This is a genomic window from Aeromonas sp. R7-1 (assembly GCF_040908115.1).
GTDB lineage: Bacteria > Pseudomonadota > Gammaproteobacteria > Enterobacterales > Aeromonadaceae > Aeromonas > Aeromonas caviae.
On sequence record NZ_JBFODD010000041.1, the window covers coordinates 20,249 to 36,533 of the forward strand.

Genomic DNA, 16,285 nt, shown 5'->3' on the forward strand with positions numbered 1-16,285 from the left:
CGGCCGAGTGATGGCGAGCCTGGTGCGACGGGTGCACATCGTCTCTCTTGGCCAAAAGCGGTATCATCGGGGCAAGTTTATCGAGGGAGAGTGCGCGTGCAGATTTATCTGGTCGGAGGGGCGGTGCGGGATCGCCTGTTGGGATTGCCCCAGGGTGACAGGGATCATCTGGTGGTCGGCGCCACGGTGGAGCAGATGCTGGGTCTCGGATTCACCCAGGTGGGCCGAGACTTTCCGGTCTTTCTTCACCCCAAAACCCAGCAGGAGTACGCCCTGGCGCGCACCGAGCGCAAGCAGGGGCAGGGTTACACCGGCTTCGTCTGCCATGCCGCCCCCGAGGTGACGCTGGAGCAGGATCTGCTGCGCCGGGATCTCACCATCAACGCCATCGCCGAAGATGAGGACGGGCAACTGCACGATCCCTACGGCGGTGTACAGGATCTGGAGGCGCGGTTGCTGCGCCATGTCTCGCCGGCCTTTGCCGAGGATCCCCTGCGCATCCTGCGGGTGGCGCGCTTCGCCGCCCGTTTCCATGCCCAGGGGTTCGTAGTGGCCCCCGAGACGCTGGGGCTGATGCGCGAGATGACGGAGGCTGGGGAGCTGACCCACCTGACCCCGGAGCGGGTCTGGAAGGAGCTGGAAAAAGTGTTGCTGGGGCCGACACCCCAGATCTTCTTCGAGGTGCTGCGCGAATGCGGCGCCCTCAAGGCGCTCTTCCCCGAGCTCGATGCCCTGTTCGGTGTGCCGGCCCCTGCCAGATGGCACCCGGAGATCGACACCGGCATCCACACCATGATGGTGCTGGCGCAGGCATGTCGTCTCTCCCCCGAACTGACCGTGCGCTTCGCGTCCCTCTGCCACGACTTTGGCAAGGGGCTGACCCCGCCCGCCTTCTGGCCGAGCCATCACGGCCATGGCCAGAAGGGGTTGCCGCTCATTCGGGATTTTTGCGAGCGCTTCCGGGTGCCGAACGAGTGTCGCGATCTGGCGCTGCTGGTGAGCGACCTGCACACCCATATCCACATTGCCTTCGAGCTCAAGCCCGCGACCCTGCTCAAGGTATTCGACAAGGCCGATGCCTGGCGCAGACCGGAGCGCTTTGCCCAGCTGCTCGATGCCTGTCGCGCCGACTTCCACGGTCGTACCGGCTTCGAAGAGAAGGTCTACAGTCAGCCGGACTATGTCGCCGAGGCCCTAGAGGCGGCGCAGGCTGTGCCGGTCAAGGAGATAGTGGCGGCCGGCTTCAAAGGGGAGGCAATCCGCGAGCAGCTTGCCAAGCGGCGGCTTGATGCCATCAGCCGGGTGCGCGACGAGTGGACCTTCATCGAGGAGTAAACGCCGCAGCCGATCGACGCTCAATCGACGGCGTAATATGGGCGAAGCATAAAAAAGCCCGGGTCAATGACCCGGGCTTTTTGTCGTGCGGCGTGGGCTGCTCAGGAGAAGCAGGCCTGCAGCACGTAGAAGATGGCGATAGCCAGGATGGCGCCCGCGGGCAGGGTGATGACCCAGGAGACCACGATGTTGCGCAGCACGCCCAGGTTCAGGGCCGCGATGCCCCGTGCCAGACCGACACCCATGACGGCACCGACCAGGGTCTGGGTGGTGGAGATGGGCAGACCGGTGCCGGAGGCGATCACCACGGTGGCGGCGGTGGCCAGCTGGGCGGCGAAGCCACGGCTCGGGGTCAGGTGGGTGATGCCGGTGCCGACGGTCGCCATCACCTTCTCGCCCATGGTGGCCAGACCGATGACGATGCCGATGCCGCCAAGGGGCAGGATCCACCAGGCGATGTGGGAGCTGCCGCCGATCTCGCCGCCGGCCGCCACGATGGAGGCGACTGCAGAGAGCGGACCGATGGCGTTGGCCACGTCGTTGGAGCCGTGGGCGAAGGCCATGGCACAGGCGGTGATGATCATCAGGATGCCGAACACCTTCTCCACGTTGGCGAAGTGCATCTTGCTGTCATCTTTCGGGTTGTACTGCTGGCCGCGGATATAGATCCAGCCGGCAAACGCCACCGCGATGGAGATGGCGACGGAGAGCAGGACGCCCTCGCCATTGCTCAGGTGCAGACCGACGTGGGTCAGCCCCTTCTTGATGGTGACCAGGCAGATGACCAGGGACGTCAGGAACATGTAGAAGGGGACATAGCGCTTGGCGTTGTCCAGGGGGTTGTCCGTGTTGAAGATGAGCTTCTGCACGCTGATGAACATGAAGTAGGCGATGATGCCCGAGATGGCCGGCGTGATGATCCAAGAGCCGACGATGCCGCCAAACTTGTTCCACTGTACCGCTTCCGGACCGATGCTCACCACGGCGAAGCCCACGATGGCGCCGATGATGGAGTGGGTGGTGGAGACGGGCCAGCCGAAATAGGAGGCCAGGATCAGCCACAGACCCGCAGCCAGCAGGGAGGCGATCATGCCGAGCACCAGCAGATCCGGCGTGTCGGCAAAGGCGTTGCTGTCGATGATGCCGCTGCGGATGGTGGCCGTCACTTCGCCACCGGCCAGATAGGCACCGGCAAATTCAAAGATCATGGCGATGATGATCGCCTGACGGATGGTCAGGGACTTGGTGCCGACCGATGTGCCCATGGCGTTGGCGACGTCGTTCGCACCAATGCCCCAGGCCATCAAAAAGCCGAACAAGGCCGCCACGAGCACCAGGGTGGTGCCGTAATTTGCGATAATGTCCATTAGTAGTGTTTACCCAGTCAGTCGATTACGAACGAGCCAGCATCAATTCCAGACGGGCGCCAACGCGCTCTGCCTGATCAGCCAGGTCACCTACCCATTCGAGGATCTTGTAGAGGAACATAACGTCGATCGGATTGTATTTGTGCTCAACGGCTTGCAGCTGTTGGCGCAGTCCGATCTGCATGGTGTCAGTATCGTCCTCGATGAGATCCAGCTGGTGGATCATCTCGGCAACCATTTCAACTTCACGTCCTTTAAAGCCGGTTTCGAGCAGCTCATCGAGTTCTCCGATGGCTTTTTCGGCTTGGGCGGTCGCATCGATACAGCGTTTGAGATAGGCCATGAAATCGGCGCGCATCTCGGTGGGGAATTCCATCTTGCGGCCAAGCATGCGACCGGAAATATCCTTGGCACGGTTGGCAATCTTGTCCTGCTGGGTCAAGAGCTCCAGCAGATCGGTACGGGCGACCGGCAGGAACAGGCCGCGGGGGAGTTTCAAGCGGATTTCGCGCTTGAGGATGTCCGCTTCTTTTTCCAGCTGGGCGATCTGTTGCCGGATCTTCTCGGCATCTTCCCAGCGGTCTTCGGCAACGGCATCAAAGAAGGGAATGAGCTGTTCGCAGCACACGTGAACCTTGACGATATGCTTCTGCAGCGGCTTGATGGGGGACTTGGCAAAAAGACCCAAAATAGTATTTACTGGCATGGCCAAACCTGTGTCGGTGAAAAAACACTCGATACGATTTTATGAGGGGCGCATGGTAACCGAACTGTGCCATCAATAAAACCGTGAATTAATCGTGAACTGTCGTTGGCATTATATCCTCGCGACCCTGAACATGCCCCCCAAAGTTGCCCGCCAGCCCGGAATGACTATGCAAACTGAGATCGAGATAAAGTTTTTCGTCACCAGCAATATTCAAGAATCCCTCTCCAACCTTCTGAATTCACTAGAGATTATCTCTTCCAATCAAGCCGCTCTTGGCAACGTCTATTTCGACACGCCCGATCTGGGTTTGCGTGGGCTCGACATGGGGTTGCGTATTCGTCGCAGCGATGATTTTTCCGAGCAGACCATCAAGTGCCGGGGGCAGGTCGTGGGCGGATTGCACGCCAGACCCGAGTACAACGCCCCGGTGGAGGGCACCATTCCGACCCTGTCTGCCTTTCCTGCCGATATCTGGCCGAGTCTGGCAGTGCGCGATGAACTCCAGAGCCGTCTGGTGGCCCAGTTCAGCACCGATTTCCTGCGCCGCCACTGGCTGATCGCATTCGGAGATGCCGAGATCGAGCTGGCCTGGGATCAGGGGGAGATTGCCGGTGCCCTGGGGCGTACCGGGATCGACGAGCTGGAGCTGGAGCTGAAATCCGGCGATGCCCGCGCGCTGTTCACCCTGGCGAGCAAGCTGGCGGCGCTGGGAGGATTGCGGCTGGGTGCCCAGTCCAAGGCGCAGCGCGGATACAGGCTGGCTGGGCTTGGCAAGCCACTGGCCGTGCAGCCCCTGCAAGGGATTGAGGGCAAAGATCAGAAGACCAGCATTACCCTGGGTATGCAGCACTGGCAGTATCATGAGCAGCTCTGGCTCGAGAGTGGCGATGCTGGCGAACAACAACGGGCGCTGCATGCCCTGCTTGAGGGGATATCCCTGGTTGCCGAGGCGGCAGGCACGCTGACGGTGCCCCCCTCCTGGCTGGCCGACCTGCAGGCGCAACAGCGTCTGATGATGCAGGTGGCCGGGGATCGTGCATCACTGCATGCCCTGTTCCACCATGCCGACCTGGTGGGCCTGCAGCTGTCCATCGCGGCCTGGCTGCATCTGGGGGAGTGAATCTTAAGTGGTGCAGAGCGCAAAAAGGTGAGCCAGGGCTCACCTTTTTTATGGCAGTTGCACCTTGAACGGCGCTATCAGTTCACCACGGCCACGTTGATGGTGCCGTTGCCCTGGGTCATGCGGACCCGGGCGCCAGGCACAAAGGTGGGGCTGGCCTTTTGTACCACCACGATGGATTCGCCGTTCTCTTTCTTGATCTCGAGCTCGACCCCGTCAACCTGGTTGAGTTTGTCCCCTGCCGCCTTGCCGGCCGCCGCACCCGCGATGGCGCCACCGGCCGCCGCGATGTCACTGCCACGACCGCCGCCTATGGTGCTGCCGAGCAGGCCGCCGACCACGGCACCGCCAATGGTGCCGATCAGGGAGTTCTCATCGGCCTGGATCTTGACGGGGCGGGTGGAGAGGATGGTGCCATAGCTGACGGTCTGTACCTGCTTGGCGCGATCCTTGGTGTAGACATCGCCGGAGTAGACGTCGCTGTTGGCACAGCCGGTGATGGCGGTGGTGGCCGCCAGCAGGGTGACGAGAGCAATACGTTTGAACATGATGGGCCTCCTGGGCGGGCATCGGATTAATCTGGTGATGAATTGCACTTTACGCCAACCAGATTGAGCATTAAACCCGCAAAGTGTAACCAATTATGTGGCCGGAAGGCTCCCGTGCCGGTGGTGGATGGTCAGGTCAGGGCTTTTTCCAGCAGCAGGCGATCCTCGCCCGGCCCGAAGTAGCCTCTCTCTTCTGCCAACTGCTGATAACCCAGCCTGAAGTAGAGGCGCTGGGCCGGATTGGCGGGATCAACGGTCAGTCTGACCCGCTCAACTTCCAGTTTCAGCAGTCCCTGCTCCACCTGCAACATCATTTGCTCGGCCAGGCCGAAGCCGCGCGCTTCGGGACGCACCGCGAGGGAGAGCAGCCAGCCCTGCGACCGATCCTGACCAAGCCCCCCCAGGGCATAGCCCAGCAGCCGGCCTTCCCGCTCCGCGACGACCAGCAGTTCGGGCCACAGATCCATGGCCTGGCGAAAGAAGAAACCGGGGTAGACATCCTCGCCGAAGACATCGGCATCTATCTGCCAGATGGCGTGCATGTCGGTGTGGGTGGCAAGGCGCAATACGGGGGACGAGTGCATCGGGGCTCCTCTCATCGGGTCTCTGCTGCGGGGCAGCCAAAAAGGAGGCACAGGGTAGAAGGGGCGGGGAGTCGATGCAAGGGGGGCATTTGTGGCATGCCGCAGATAAAGAAACAGGGCCCGCAGGCCCTGTGTCATCAGAGGAGGCTGGTCGCCTGCTCCAGCCAGGCGAGATCCTCGCCCTCCAGCAGCGGGCTCAGACGGCGGTAGACCTCCGCATGGTATTCGTTGATCCAGCGGAACTCCGCCGGACTCAGCAGGCTGCGATCGATGAGGCGGATGTCGAACGGCACATAGGTCAGTCGCTCGAAGCCCAGCATCGTCAGCTCGCCACGGGCCTCCTGTTCGGTCACCACCACCAGGTTTTCACAGCGGATGCCGAAGGCATCTTCCCGGTAGTAGCCCGGCTCGTTGGAGAGCACCATGCCCGGCTGCAGGGCCACCAGGCTGCCCTTGGGGGCGATGCGCTGCGGGCCTTCGTGCACGCTGAGGAAGTGGCCGACCCCGTGTCCGGTACCATGGTCGTAGTTGTAACCGGCTTGCCACAGGGGCATGCGGGCCAGCACGTCGAGCTGGATGCCGGCAGTGCCGCGGGGGAAGCGGGCCTGATCCAGGGCAATATGACCTTGCAGCACCCGGGTAAACATGGCCCTGTGCTCGTCGGTCACCTCACCCACCTTGACGGTGCGGGTGATGTCGGTGGTGCCGTCCAGGTACTGGGCGCCGGAGTCCACCAGATAGATGCTGTCCTGGCCGAAGGCCCGCGGGGTACCGTTGGTGTGGCGGTAGTGGCACATGGCGGCGTTGGGGCCGAGTGCCGAGATGGTGTCGAAGCTCGGCTCCACATAGTGCTCCTGCTCGTGGCGGAAGGCTTCCAGCTGGTCGGCCAGGGTGCCTTCGTCCACACCGTCGAACTCGCCGCTGGCGATCAGGCGATCCAGCCAGGCCAGGAAGCGGGTGACGGCAACGCCGTCGCGCAGGTGGGCGGCACGCATGCCGGCCAGCTCCACGGGGTTCTTGCACGCCTTGGGCAGCATGGTGGGATCCTGGCCGGCCACCAGAATGGCGCCTGCCTCTTCCATCACGAGCTGGGTCCAGGCGTTGGCGGTGTTGGGGTCGGCCAGCACCTTCTGCTGATCCTCGCCGATGCGCTGCAACACGTCACCCAGCTTGTCGATGGGGTAGACGGAGACATCCTGCCCCACGTGCTGACTGAAGGCGAAGCAGTCGATCTTGTCGGTATCGACGAAGAAATCCATGGTGGTGTTGGCGTAGAGCACCGCAAAGCCCAGCACCACCGGCAGGCGTTCCACGTCGCGACCACGCAGGTTGAGCAGCCAGTTGATGGGCTCGGCCTGGGTCAGCAGCACCGCATCCAGCCCGCGCTTGCGCAGATCGCTGGCCAGCATTTCGCGCTTGGCCTGGCTGGACTGGCCCGCCAGCTCCTCGCTGTAGAGGATGACAGGGCTCTTGGTCGGAGCGGGACGATCGCTCCAGTGCAGATCGATGGGGTTCTCGTCGATGCGCACCAGCTCGATGCCGTGATCGGCCAGCACGGCGTTGGCGTTCTGATACCAGGCCAGGCTGTGCAGGCGGGCATCGAAGCCGACCCGGGAGCCTGAGGGCAACTGCTCCGCCAGCCACTGCACGTGGGGGTCTTCATTGAGGTGGAGAAACTCGAACAGCTCGGCCGGCGCCTGCATGCGGGCCTGCACGGTATAACGACCGTCGATGAACAGGGCCGCCCGATGCGCCATGATGATGGCGAGCCCGGCGGAGCCGTTGAAACCCGTGATCCAGTCCAGCCGCTCGGCATAGGCGGGAATGTACTCCCCCAGATGCTCGTCGTCGTGGGGAACGATGAAGGCGTCCAGCTCCAGCGTGGCCAGTGTGGCCCTGACCTGGGCGACGCGGGTTTCAATAATCTCGAAATGGTTCATGTCGTTATTGCCAGCTTGTGGTGATGTGAGTGTTCATTGATGGTGGCCGCTTGCCAGGATCTGTCTGATCGATTGGCCTGCCGCCTCGATGTGTTGCTTGAGCAGTACCACTGCTTCGTGCTTGCGCCGGGCGCGGCACAGTTCAAGGAGTCGGGCGTGCTCCCGCTCGGCCTTGTCCACGCCGCCCTGGGCGAACAGCAGTTCGAAACGCACATAGCGGTCGCAGCTCAGATTGATCTGGGCGATCAGTTCCAGTGCCTGGGGGCGATTGGCTGCCTGGTAAAGGGTGGCGTGAAAGCGGTGATTCAACTCGGCCCAGTGTTCGATCTGGGTGCCAGACTCCAGCGCCAGATCAAACTGGGCGAGGATGGCTTGCGCCTGGGCGAAGGTCTCCTCCGTCATCAGGTCGACGGCGTGGAACAGGGTATCGGCTTCGAGCAGTGCCCGCAAATAAAAGAGCTCCTCGATGGCCGAGGCATCCAGCATGGTCACCACGGCGCCGCGATGGGCCTCGAACTTCACCAGCCCCTGAGCTTCCAGTTGCATCAGGGCTTCCCGCACCGGGATGCGGCTCACCGCCAGCTCCTTGGCGATGGCGTCCTGGCGCAGGGGGGCGCCCGCAGCAAACTCGCCACGCAATATCCGGCCGCGGAGGTTCTCCATCACCATCTGGGTTCGGGTCTTGTAAGGTGGGGTCATGCTGGGGTCACGGGCAGGTTGCAAAATTGTATATTGTATAAAGTTTGGCTGAATCTAACGCGCAAGGGCCGTCAAGGCAAGGCTTGGCGGGAGCCATATGCTGCGCATCGGCCAAAAAAATACCGGCCAGCAGGGCTGACCGGTACGGGATTGTGAGACGCGAGGCGCGTTTCTTACAACTGCGGGCCCGCCGCGACCAGGCGTTTGCCTTCGTCGTTGTCGGTGAAGCGCTCGAAGTTCTTGATGAAGCGCCCGGCCAGATCGGCCGCCTTGGCATCCCACTCGGCCTGGTCGGCGTAAGTGTCTCGCGGATCCAGGATGGCGGGGTTGACGCCCGGCAGCTCGGTCGGCACTTCCAGGTTGAACACCGGCAGTACCTTGGTCGGCGCCTTCTCGATGGAACCATCCAGGATGGCGTCGATGATGCCACGGGTATCCTTGATGGAGATCCGCTTGCCGGTGCCGTTCCAGCCGGTGTTGACCAGATAGGCTTCAGCCCCTGCCGCTTCCATCCGTTTCACCAGCTCCTGGCCGTACTTGGTCGGGTGCAGGCTGAGGAAAGCCGCGCCGAAGCAGGAGGAGAAGGTCGGGGTCGGCTCAGTGATGCCGCGCTCGGTACCGGCCAGCTTGGCGGTAAAGCCGGACAGGAAGTGGTACTTGGTCTGCTCCTTGGTCAGCTTGGCGACCGGGGGCAGCACACCGAAGGCGTCTGCGGTCAGGAAGATCACCTTGGTGGCGTGACCCGCCTTGGAGACCGGCTTGACGATGTTGTCGATGTGATAGATGGGGTAGGAGACGCGGGTATTCTCGGTCCGGGAACCATCGTCGAAGTCGATGGTGCCATCGGCGGCCACGGTCACGTTCTCCAGTAGCGCATCGCGGCGGATGGCGTGGTAGATGTCCGGCTCGGCCTCTTCGGAGAGCTTGATGGTCTTGGCGTAGCAGCCCCCTTCGAAGTTGAACACGCCGTGATCATCCCAGCCGTGCTCGTCATCGCCGATCAGCTGACGCTTGGGATCGGTGGAGAGGGTGGTCTTGCCGGTGCCGGAGAGGCCGAAGAAGATGGCCACGTCCCCATCCTTGCCCACGTTGGCGGAGCAGTGCATGGAGGCGATGCCGCGCAGGGGCAGGAAGTAGTTCATCATGGAGAACATGCCCTTCTTCATCTCGCCACCGTACCAGGTGCCGCCGATGAGTTGCATCTTCTCGGTCATGTTGAAGGCGACGAAGTTCTCGGAGTTGAGACCTTGCTCCTTCCAGTTCGGGTTGGTGCACTTGGCACCGTTCATCACCACGAAGTCCGGTTTGAAGGTCTTCAGCTCCTCTTCGCTCGGGCGGATGAACATGTTCTTCACGAAGTGCGCCTGCCAGGCCACCTCGGTGATGATGCGCACTGCCAGGCGGGTGTCCGGGTTGGCGCCGCAGAAGCCGTCCACCACGAACAGACGCTTGCCGGAGAGCTGCTTGGTGACCAGCCCTTTCAGATGTGACCACACTTCCGGGGTAATCGCCTTGTTATCGTTTTTACCCTGGTCAGACCACCACACAGTATCCTGGGTAGTGGCATCTTTGACGATATATTTATCTTTAGGGGAGCGGCCGGTGAAGATGCCGGTGTTGACGTTGACGGCGCCAAGCTCGGTGACGACGCCACGTTCGAAGCCCTCAAGGTCTGAGCGGGTCTCTTCAGCGAAAAGCTGCTCATAGGAGGGGTTGCGAACGATTTCCTGGCTGTTTTTGATACCGTATTGGTCCAGCTTCAGTTGTTGGGCCAGGGTGGGTTCTACCACGATTGTCATTGTATTCTCCTGGGTTCAGAGGTGTGTAGGGTTCTATCTGACGTTCATGCTACCACCTAGGTGGTAGTTTTTAGCGATCGCCATCAAACTTTATAAAATAGGGTATTTTTTTGTTATTTAAGTTAAAGGCGGGTTTTGCCCGCCTTTGATTAGTGTAACTGGTTTGCATCATTACCGGGAGCCCTGCTGAACAGGGTTTCGATGTCTATCCCGTCGAATTCGTAGTGGGCGCCGCAGTAATCGCAGTGCATGTCGATCTTGCCGAGCTCCTGCACCATGGATACCGCTTCCTCCTTGTCTATCTGCAGCAAGGCCCCTTCGCAACGGGCGCGGGAGCAGGTGCAGCGGAACTCGATGGCCTGGGGATCGAACACCCGTACCTTGTCCTGGTGGTAGAGGCGGTAGAGGATCTCTTCCGCGTCCAGACCGAACAGCTCTTCGTCCTTGATGGTGGTGGTGAGCTGGACCAGGTGGTCGAAATCTTCGCTGTGATCCTCGCTCTGGGCCGGCAGCTCCTGCAGCAGGATGCCCGCCGCACGGGGCTCGCCCTCGTGGTGGCCGGTGCGGATCCAGAGGCGGGTGGCCAGTTGTTCGGACTGGGCGAAGTAGTGCTCCAGGCAGGCCGCCAGGGTGTCGGCCTCCAGGGCGATGATGCCCTGATAGCGCTCTCCCTGATCCGGGGTGATGGTGATGACCAGATGGCCGTTGCCGATCAGGCTTTGCAGCTTGCCGTCAGTCGGCAGTTCCCCTTCATAGCGTGCCACGCCGCGCAATTGCTGGTTGTTGTCGCCGTTGATGACGGCCAGACGTACCGGACCGTCCCCCTGCAGCTGCACCGTGATGGAGCCTTCGAACTTGAGAGTGGCGGTCAGCAGGCTGGTGGCAACCAGCAGCTCGCCCAGCAGGTGCTGCACCTGTACCGGGTAGTTCTGGGCGTCGATGATGTGGCGGTAGGTACGATCCAGCTGGACCAGCTCCCCACGCACTTCGTACTCTTCGAACAGATAGCGATACAGGAGGTCTTGGTTACTCATCATGGTTTCCTAGGATGTTCTTGGGGAAAAATAAACACATTGTTAAACAGGTGGTTAGGAACTAATTCCTCCACCTGTCGTCATAAAGGGGCCACAGACGCGGATTAGGATTGCTTGACCCGGATAAGCTGGCGTCGCTCCTGCTTGTCGGGTCGGCGCTCCGGGCTTGGGGCAAACTGGCTGTTGAAGCGGCGGGCTTCGCTGTTTTCGGCCCGTTTCTTCAGGCTGGCCTCTGTCTCTTCATAGAGTTGCTGGGCCAGCGGGGCGGATTTGCGCTGCTCGCTCACCTCGAGCACCCGCACCTCCCGCTCGTCCTGGCCTTGCCAGAATCGCACCAGGGCGCCGACCTCGACCGCCTTGCCCGGCTTGGTGCGCTGGCCGTTGTAGTGCACCTTGCCGCCGTCGATCTGCTCCCGCGCCAGACTGCGGGTCTTGTAAAAGCGGGCGGCCCACAGCCACTTGTCGAGACGGACCTGAGTGCTGCTTTGTGCTGGATTCGACATGGATCGGCTCCGGGATGGCTGAAAAGGTGCCTGATTATACCAGAGGCGGGCCCCGGGATAGAAACAGGGGGCATCCGGGTGTGACGGAAACTGAATTTTCACCCCTTGGTCCCATCCGGTCGGTTGTCTCTGGGTCCATTGCCGTACACAATAGCCAACCGACTTGGATGCCAGACAATTTTGAGAAAGATGACGCTACCGTTCAGGGATGATTTGTTGACTTCCCTTCTGGCTCGCTGCAAGGCCATGCCACTCTCCCGTTTCAGCCAGCCCCTGTTCTGGCTTCTGCTGCTGTTGCTGGCCCAGCAGTGCGCCGTGCTCACCTGGCGCCTGTACGAACTGGCCCAGCCCGCTCCCCTGACCCCCTGGCAACCCTCGGTCACCTCGGTGCAGGGGAGTGGCGGCGATCGCCTCGATCTTGGCAACCTCAGCCGCCTCTCTCTCTTTGGCAAGGCGCTGCAACCCCAGGCGGACAAGGCGGCAGAGACGGTGGCGGCGGATGCCCCGAAAACCCAGCTCAACGCCCAGCTCAACGGGGTGCTGGCAAGCTCGGATCCCGCCAAGTCCATCGCCATCATCGCCCACAACGGGACACAGAACTCTTACGGCATCGGAGACTACATCGACGGTACCCAGGCCAGGATACGCCAGGTGTTTGCCGATCGGGTCATCATCGCCCGGGACGGCCGTGACGAGACCCTGATGCTGGACGGGGAAGAGTATGGCAAGCCCCTGCCCAAACCGGCCCGCCAGGAGGGACTCTCCTCCGTGCGCAGCGAACTGCTGGGCAACCCGGGCAAGATCACCGATTACCTCAATATTTCTCCGGTCCGGGTGGACGGTCGCATGACCGGCTATCGCCTCAACCCGGGTCGCAATCCGGAACTGTTCAATCAACTCGGACTGGTCGCCAACGATCTGGCGGTCAGCATCAACGGCCTGGATCTGCGTGACAACGCCCAGGCCATGCAGGCGATGCAGCAGGTGGCGGGCGCCACGGAAATGACCGTCACCGTCGAGCGGCAAGGACAGCTCTACGACGTCTATGTCGGCTTGTCAGAATAATGAATTGGAGTAGCACCAAGAATGACAAATAAAGGGAAGGGCTGGCGTCTGGCCACCATGGCGGCAGCCTTGATGATGGCCGGTTCTGCCTGGGCCACCGAGTATTCCGCCAGTTTCAAGAACGCCGACATCGAGGAGTTCATCAACACGGTCGGCAAGAACCTGAACAAAACCATCATCATAGAGCCATCGGTACGCGGCAAGATCAACGTGCGCAGCTATGACCTGCTCAACGAGGATCAGTACTACCAGTTCTTCCTGAGCGTGCTCGACGTTTACGGCTTTGCCGTGGTGCCCATGAACAACGGCGTGCTCAAGGTAGTGCGCTCCAAGGATGCCAAGACCTCGGCCATCCCCGTGGTGGATGACACCAACCCCGGCGTGGGTGACGAGATGGTGACCCGGGTCGTGCCGGTGCGCAATGTCTCGGTCCGTGAACTGGCCCCCCTGCTGCGTCAGCTCAACGACAACGCCGGCGGCGGCAACGTGGTCCACTACGAGCCCTCCAACGTGCTGCTCATCACTGGCCGCGCCGCCGTGGTCAACCGCCTGGTGGAGGTGGTTCGCCGGGTGGACAAGGCGGGGGATCAGGACATGGACGTCATCAAGCTCAAGTTCGCCTCCGCCGGCGAGATGGTGCGGCTGGTGACCAACCTCAACAAGGATGGCAGCAATCAGGGGGCCAACGCCTCGCTGCTGCTCTCCCCCAAGGTGGTGGCCGACGAGCGCACCAACTCCGTGGTCATCAGCGGCGAGCCCAAGGCCCGTGCCCGCATCATCCAGATGGTGCGCCAGCTCGACCGGGATCTGCAGAGCCAGGGCAACACCCGGGTCTTCTACCTGAAATATGGCAAGGCCAAGGATCTGGTGGACGTCCTCAAGGGGGTCAGCTCCAGCATCGCCGCCGACAAGAAGGGCGGGGCGCCTGCCACGGCCACGGGCGGTGCCAGCATCGGCGGCGGCCAGCTCGCCATCTCCGCCGACGAGACCACCAATGCCCTGGTGATCACCGCCCAGCCGGACGTGATGGCCGAGCTGGAGCAGGTGATCGCCAAGCTCGACATTCGCCGTGCCCAGGTGCTGGTGGAGGCCATCATCGTCGAGATATCGGATGGTGACGGCATGAACCTCGGGGTGCAGTGGGCCAACACCAATGGCGGCGGCACCCAGTTCACCGACACCGGTCTGCCCATCGGCTCCCTGGCCATCGCCGCCAAGGATTACAAAGACAACGGCAACACCGACGGTCTGTCATCCCTGGCGGGCAGCTTCAGCGGCATGGCGGCAGGCTTCTATCACGGGGACTGGGCGGCGCTGGTGACGGCGCTCTCCACCAACAGCAAGAACGACATTCTCTCCACCCCGAGCATCGTCACCATGGACAACAAGGAGGCCTCCTTCAACGTCGGTCAGGAAGTGCCGGTGCAGAGCGGCTCCCAGAGCTCCACCACCAGCGATCAGGTGTTCAACACCATAGAGCGCAAGACAGTGGGGACCAAGCTGGTGGTGACGCCCCAGATCAACGAAGGAGATTCCGTGCTGCTCAACATCGAGCAGGAGGTCTCCAGCGTGGCACAGAAGCAGGCGACCGGGACCGCCAACCTGGGCCCCACCTTCGATACCCGTACCGTGAAGAACGCCGTGCTGGTCAAGAGCGGCGAGACAGTGGTGCTGGGCGGCCTGATGGACGAACAGACCCAGGAGCAGATCTCCAAGGTGCCCCTGCTCGGGGACATTCCGGTACTGGGTTACCTGTTCCGTTCCTCCAAGACCTCCACCGCCAAGCGCAACCTGATGGTCTTCATCCGCCCGACCATATTGCGTGACGCCAATGTCTACTCCGGGGTCTCCAGCAACAAGTACACCCTGTTCAGGGCCGAACAGCTGAGCCGGGCTGCGGAAGAGGGCTATGCCACTTCGCCGGCTCGCCAGGTGCTGCCCGCCTATGGCCAGGACGTGATGATGTCCCCCGAGGTGCAGCAGCAGATCCAGAGAATGCAGGCCCAGCAGCAGGCGACCGCCACCGGCGTGCGCGCCCAGGTGCAGGAGCAGCCCTTCGTGCAGAGCAAGCCCTGATGGCCGCCTACCAGCTCGATGGCAGCGAGCTGCCGGCTCCCCTGCCGGAACTGCCGTTCGCGTTTGCCCGCAACTTCGGGGCCATCCTGACCGAGCGCCAGGGTGCCCCGGTACTGCTCTGTCGTCAGGGGATCTCCCCCCAGACCCTGCTGGAGGTGCGACGGGTGGCGGGCTGTGCCTTCGCGGTGGAGCAGCTTGGCAACGACGAGTTCGAAACGCTCCTGATGGCACACTATCAGCGTGACTCCTCCGAGGCGCGTCAGTTGATGGAGGATCTCGGCAACGAGATGGACTTCTTTGCCCTGGCCGAAGAGCTGCCTCAGAGCGAGGATCTGCTGGACGCCGACGACGACGCCCCCATCATTCGCCTCATCAATGCCATGTTGAGCGAGGCGATAAAAGAAGAGGCGTCCGACATCCACATCGAGACCTTCGAGCGGGCCCTGGTGATCCGTTTTCGCATCGATGGGGTGCTGCGGGAGATCCTGCGCCCCCATCGCAAACTCGCCTCCCTGCTGGTGTCGCGCATCAAGGTCATGTCGCGCATGGACATCGCCGAGAAGCGGGTGCCGCAAGATGGCCGTATCTCACTGCGCATCGGCGGCCGGGCGGTGGACGTGCGGGTCTCCACCATGCCCTCCAGCTACGGCGAGCGGGTGGTATTGCGACTGCTCGACAAGAACAACGTGCGCCTCGAGCTCAAGCAGCTCGGCATGACGCTGGCCAACCGCAACATCATCAGCGAGCTCATTCGCAAGCCCCACGGCATCATCCTGGTGACGGGCCCGACCGGTTCGGGCAAGTCCACCACCCTGTATGCGGCCCTCTCGGAGATCAACTCCCGGGATCGCAACATCCTGACCGTCGAAGACCCCATCGAATATGACCTCGAAGGGGTGGGCCAGACCCAGGTCAACAGCAAGGTGGACATGACCTTCGCCCGGGGCCTGCGCGCCATTCTGCGCCAGGATCCGGATGTGGTGATGGTGGGGGAAATCCGTGACCTCGAGACCGCCCAGATCGCGGTGCAGGCATCCCTCACCGGTCACCTGGTGATGTCGACCCTGCACACCAACACCGCCATCGGCGCCATCACCCGAATGCGGGACATGGGGATCGAGCCCTTCCTGCTCTCCTCGTCGCTCCTGGCGGTACTGGCCCAGCGGCTGGTGCGTACCCTCTGCCCGGACTGCCGCGCACCGCACCCTGTCACCGAGCAGGAGCGTCTGGCCATGGGCATCGAGCTTGCGCCGGATCAGCAGATCTGGCGTCCGGTGGGCTGCGAGCAGTGCAACCACACCGGCTATCGCGGCCGGACCGGCATCCACGAGCTGGTGGTGGTGGACGAGGCGGTGCGCGAGGCGATCCACAGCGCCAGCGGCGAGCTCGCCATCGAGCGGCTGATCCGGGGTCACACCCCCAGCATCCGCCGCGACGGCATCGACAAGGTGCTCAAGGGGCAGACCAGCCTCGAAGAGGTGCTGCGCGTGACCCGGGAAGACTGAG

The 16,285-nt window shown here is 62.3% G+C and carries 14 protein-coding genes; 5 read left to right on the plus strand and 9 right to left on the minus strand.

Annotation, left to right across the window (positions count from 1 at the left end; genetic code table 11):
• Positions 1-96: 96 nt before the first annotated feature.
• Positions 97-1,335: a multifunctional CCA addition/repair protein gene (locus AB5Y51_RS10615; RefSeq protein WP_319918858.1), complete on the plus strand. Its 1,239-nt coding sequence runs from the start codon at positions 97-99 to the stop codon at positions 1,333-1,335.
• A 101-nt stretch (positions 1,336-1,436) separates the two neighbouring features.
• Here the strand turns inward: AB5Y51_RS10615 and AB5Y51_RS10620 are convergent, their stop codons facing one another.
• On the minus strand, positions 1,437-2,702 hold the full coding sequence (locus AB5Y51_RS10620) for an inorganic phosphate transporter (RefSeq protein ID WP_010675737.1): 1,266 nt from the start codon (positions 2,700-2,702) through the stop codon (positions 1,437-1,439).
• 25 nt (positions 2,703-2,727) lie between these two features.
• Positions 2,728-3,408, minus strand: a complete 681-nt coding sequence (locus AB5Y51_RS10625) for a TIGR00153 family protein (RefSeq protein WP_010675736.1) — start codon at positions 3,406-3,408, stop codon at positions 2,728-2,730.
• A 169-nt stretch (positions 3,409-3,577) separates the two neighbouring features.
• Here AB5Y51_RS10625 and AB5Y51_RS10630 point away from each other — a divergent pair, with 169 nt between their 5' ends.
• Positions 3,578-4,531 (plus strand): inorganic triphosphatase, encoded by a 954-nt coding sequence (locus AB5Y51_RS10630; protein ID WP_368178413.1) that lies wholly within the window; start codon positions 3,578-3,580, stop codon positions 4,529-4,531.
• Positions 4,532-4,608: 77 nt separating this feature from the next.
• Here the strand turns inward: AB5Y51_RS10630 and AB5Y51_RS10635 are convergent, their stop codons facing one another.
• The 7 genes from AB5Y51_RS10635 to hslR form a co-directional block, all read right to left on the minus strand.
• On the minus strand, positions 4,609-5,079 hold the full coding sequence (locus AB5Y51_RS10635) for a glycine zipper 2TM domain-containing protein (RefSeq protein ID WP_010675734.1): 471 nt from the start codon (positions 5,077-5,079) through the stop codon (positions 4,609-4,611).
• A gap of 131 nt (positions 5,080-5,210) precedes the next feature.
• The gene (locus AB5Y51_RS10640) at positions 5,211-5,663 is read right to left on the minus strand and encodes an N-acetyltransferase (RefSeq protein WP_010675733.1); all 453 of its coding nucleotides are present in this window, start codon (positions 5,661-5,663) and stop codon (positions 5,211-5,213) included.
• A gap of 137 nt (positions 5,664-5,800) precedes the next feature.
• Positions 5,801-7,603 (minus strand): aminopeptidase P family protein, encoded by a 1,803-nt coding sequence (locus tag AB5Y51_RS10645; RefSeq protein ID WP_039040593.1) that lies wholly within the window; start codon positions 7,601-7,603, stop codon positions 5,801-5,803.
• Positions 7,604-7,636: 33 nt separating this feature from the next.
• On the minus strand, positions 7,637-8,302 hold the full coding sequence (locus AB5Y51_RS10650; RefSeq protein WP_029314822.1) for a GntR family transcriptional regulator: 666 nt from the start codon (positions 8,300-8,302) through the stop codon (positions 7,637-7,639).
• A 173-nt stretch (positions 8,303-8,475) separates the two neighbouring features.
• Positions 8,476-10,101: a phosphoenolpyruvate carboxykinase (ATP) gene (pckA, locus tag AB5Y51_RS10655; RefSeq protein WP_010675730.1), complete on the minus strand. Its 1,626-nt coding sequence runs from the start codon at positions 10,099-10,101 to the stop codon at positions 8,476-8,478.
• 149 nt (positions 10,102-10,250) lie between these two features.
• Positions 10,251-11,135, minus strand: coding sequence for an Hsp33 family molecular chaperone HslO (gene hslO / locus AB5Y51_RS10660; protein ID WP_010675729.1), 885 nt, complete (start codon positions 11,133-11,135; stop codon positions 10,251-10,253).
• A gap of 104 nt (positions 11,136-11,239) precedes the next feature.
• Positions 11,240-11,638, minus strand: coding sequence for a ribosome-associated heat shock protein Hsp15 (gene hslR / locus AB5Y51_RS10665; RefSeq protein WP_368178414.1), 399 nt, complete (start codon positions 11,636-11,638; stop codon positions 11,240-11,242).
• 213 nt (positions 11,639-11,851) lie between these two features.
• Between hslR and exeC the strand changes: the two genes are divergently transcribed.
• The 3 genes from exeC to exeE are packed head-to-tail and all read left to right on the plus strand — an operon-like array spanning position 11,852 to position 16,284.
• The gene (exeC, locus tag AB5Y51_RS10670) at positions 11,852-12,703 is read left to right on the plus strand and encodes a GspC family type II secretion system variant ExeC (RefSeq protein ID WP_272865916.1); all 852 of its coding nucleotides are present in this window, start codon (positions 11,852-11,854) and stop codon (positions 12,701-12,703) included.
• A 21-nt stretch (positions 12,704-12,724) separates the two neighbouring features.
• The gene (gene exeD, locus AB5Y51_RS10675; protein ID WP_368178415.1) at positions 12,725-14,779 is read left to right on the plus strand and encodes a GspD family T2SS secretin variant ExeD; all 2,055 of its coding nucleotides are present in this window, start codon (positions 12,725-12,727) and stop codon (positions 14,777-14,779) included.
• Positions 14,779-16,284 carry a GspE family T2SS ATPase variant ExeE gene (exeE, locus tag AB5Y51_RS10680; RefSeq protein ID WP_041211720.1) on the plus strand — a complete coding sequence of 502 codons (1,506 nt, stop codon included), beginning with the start codon at positions 14,779-14,781 and terminating at the stop codon, positions 16,282-16,284. Before exeD ends, exeE begins: the two co-directional genes overlap by 1 nt.
• Position 16,285 lies beyond the last annotated feature (1 nt).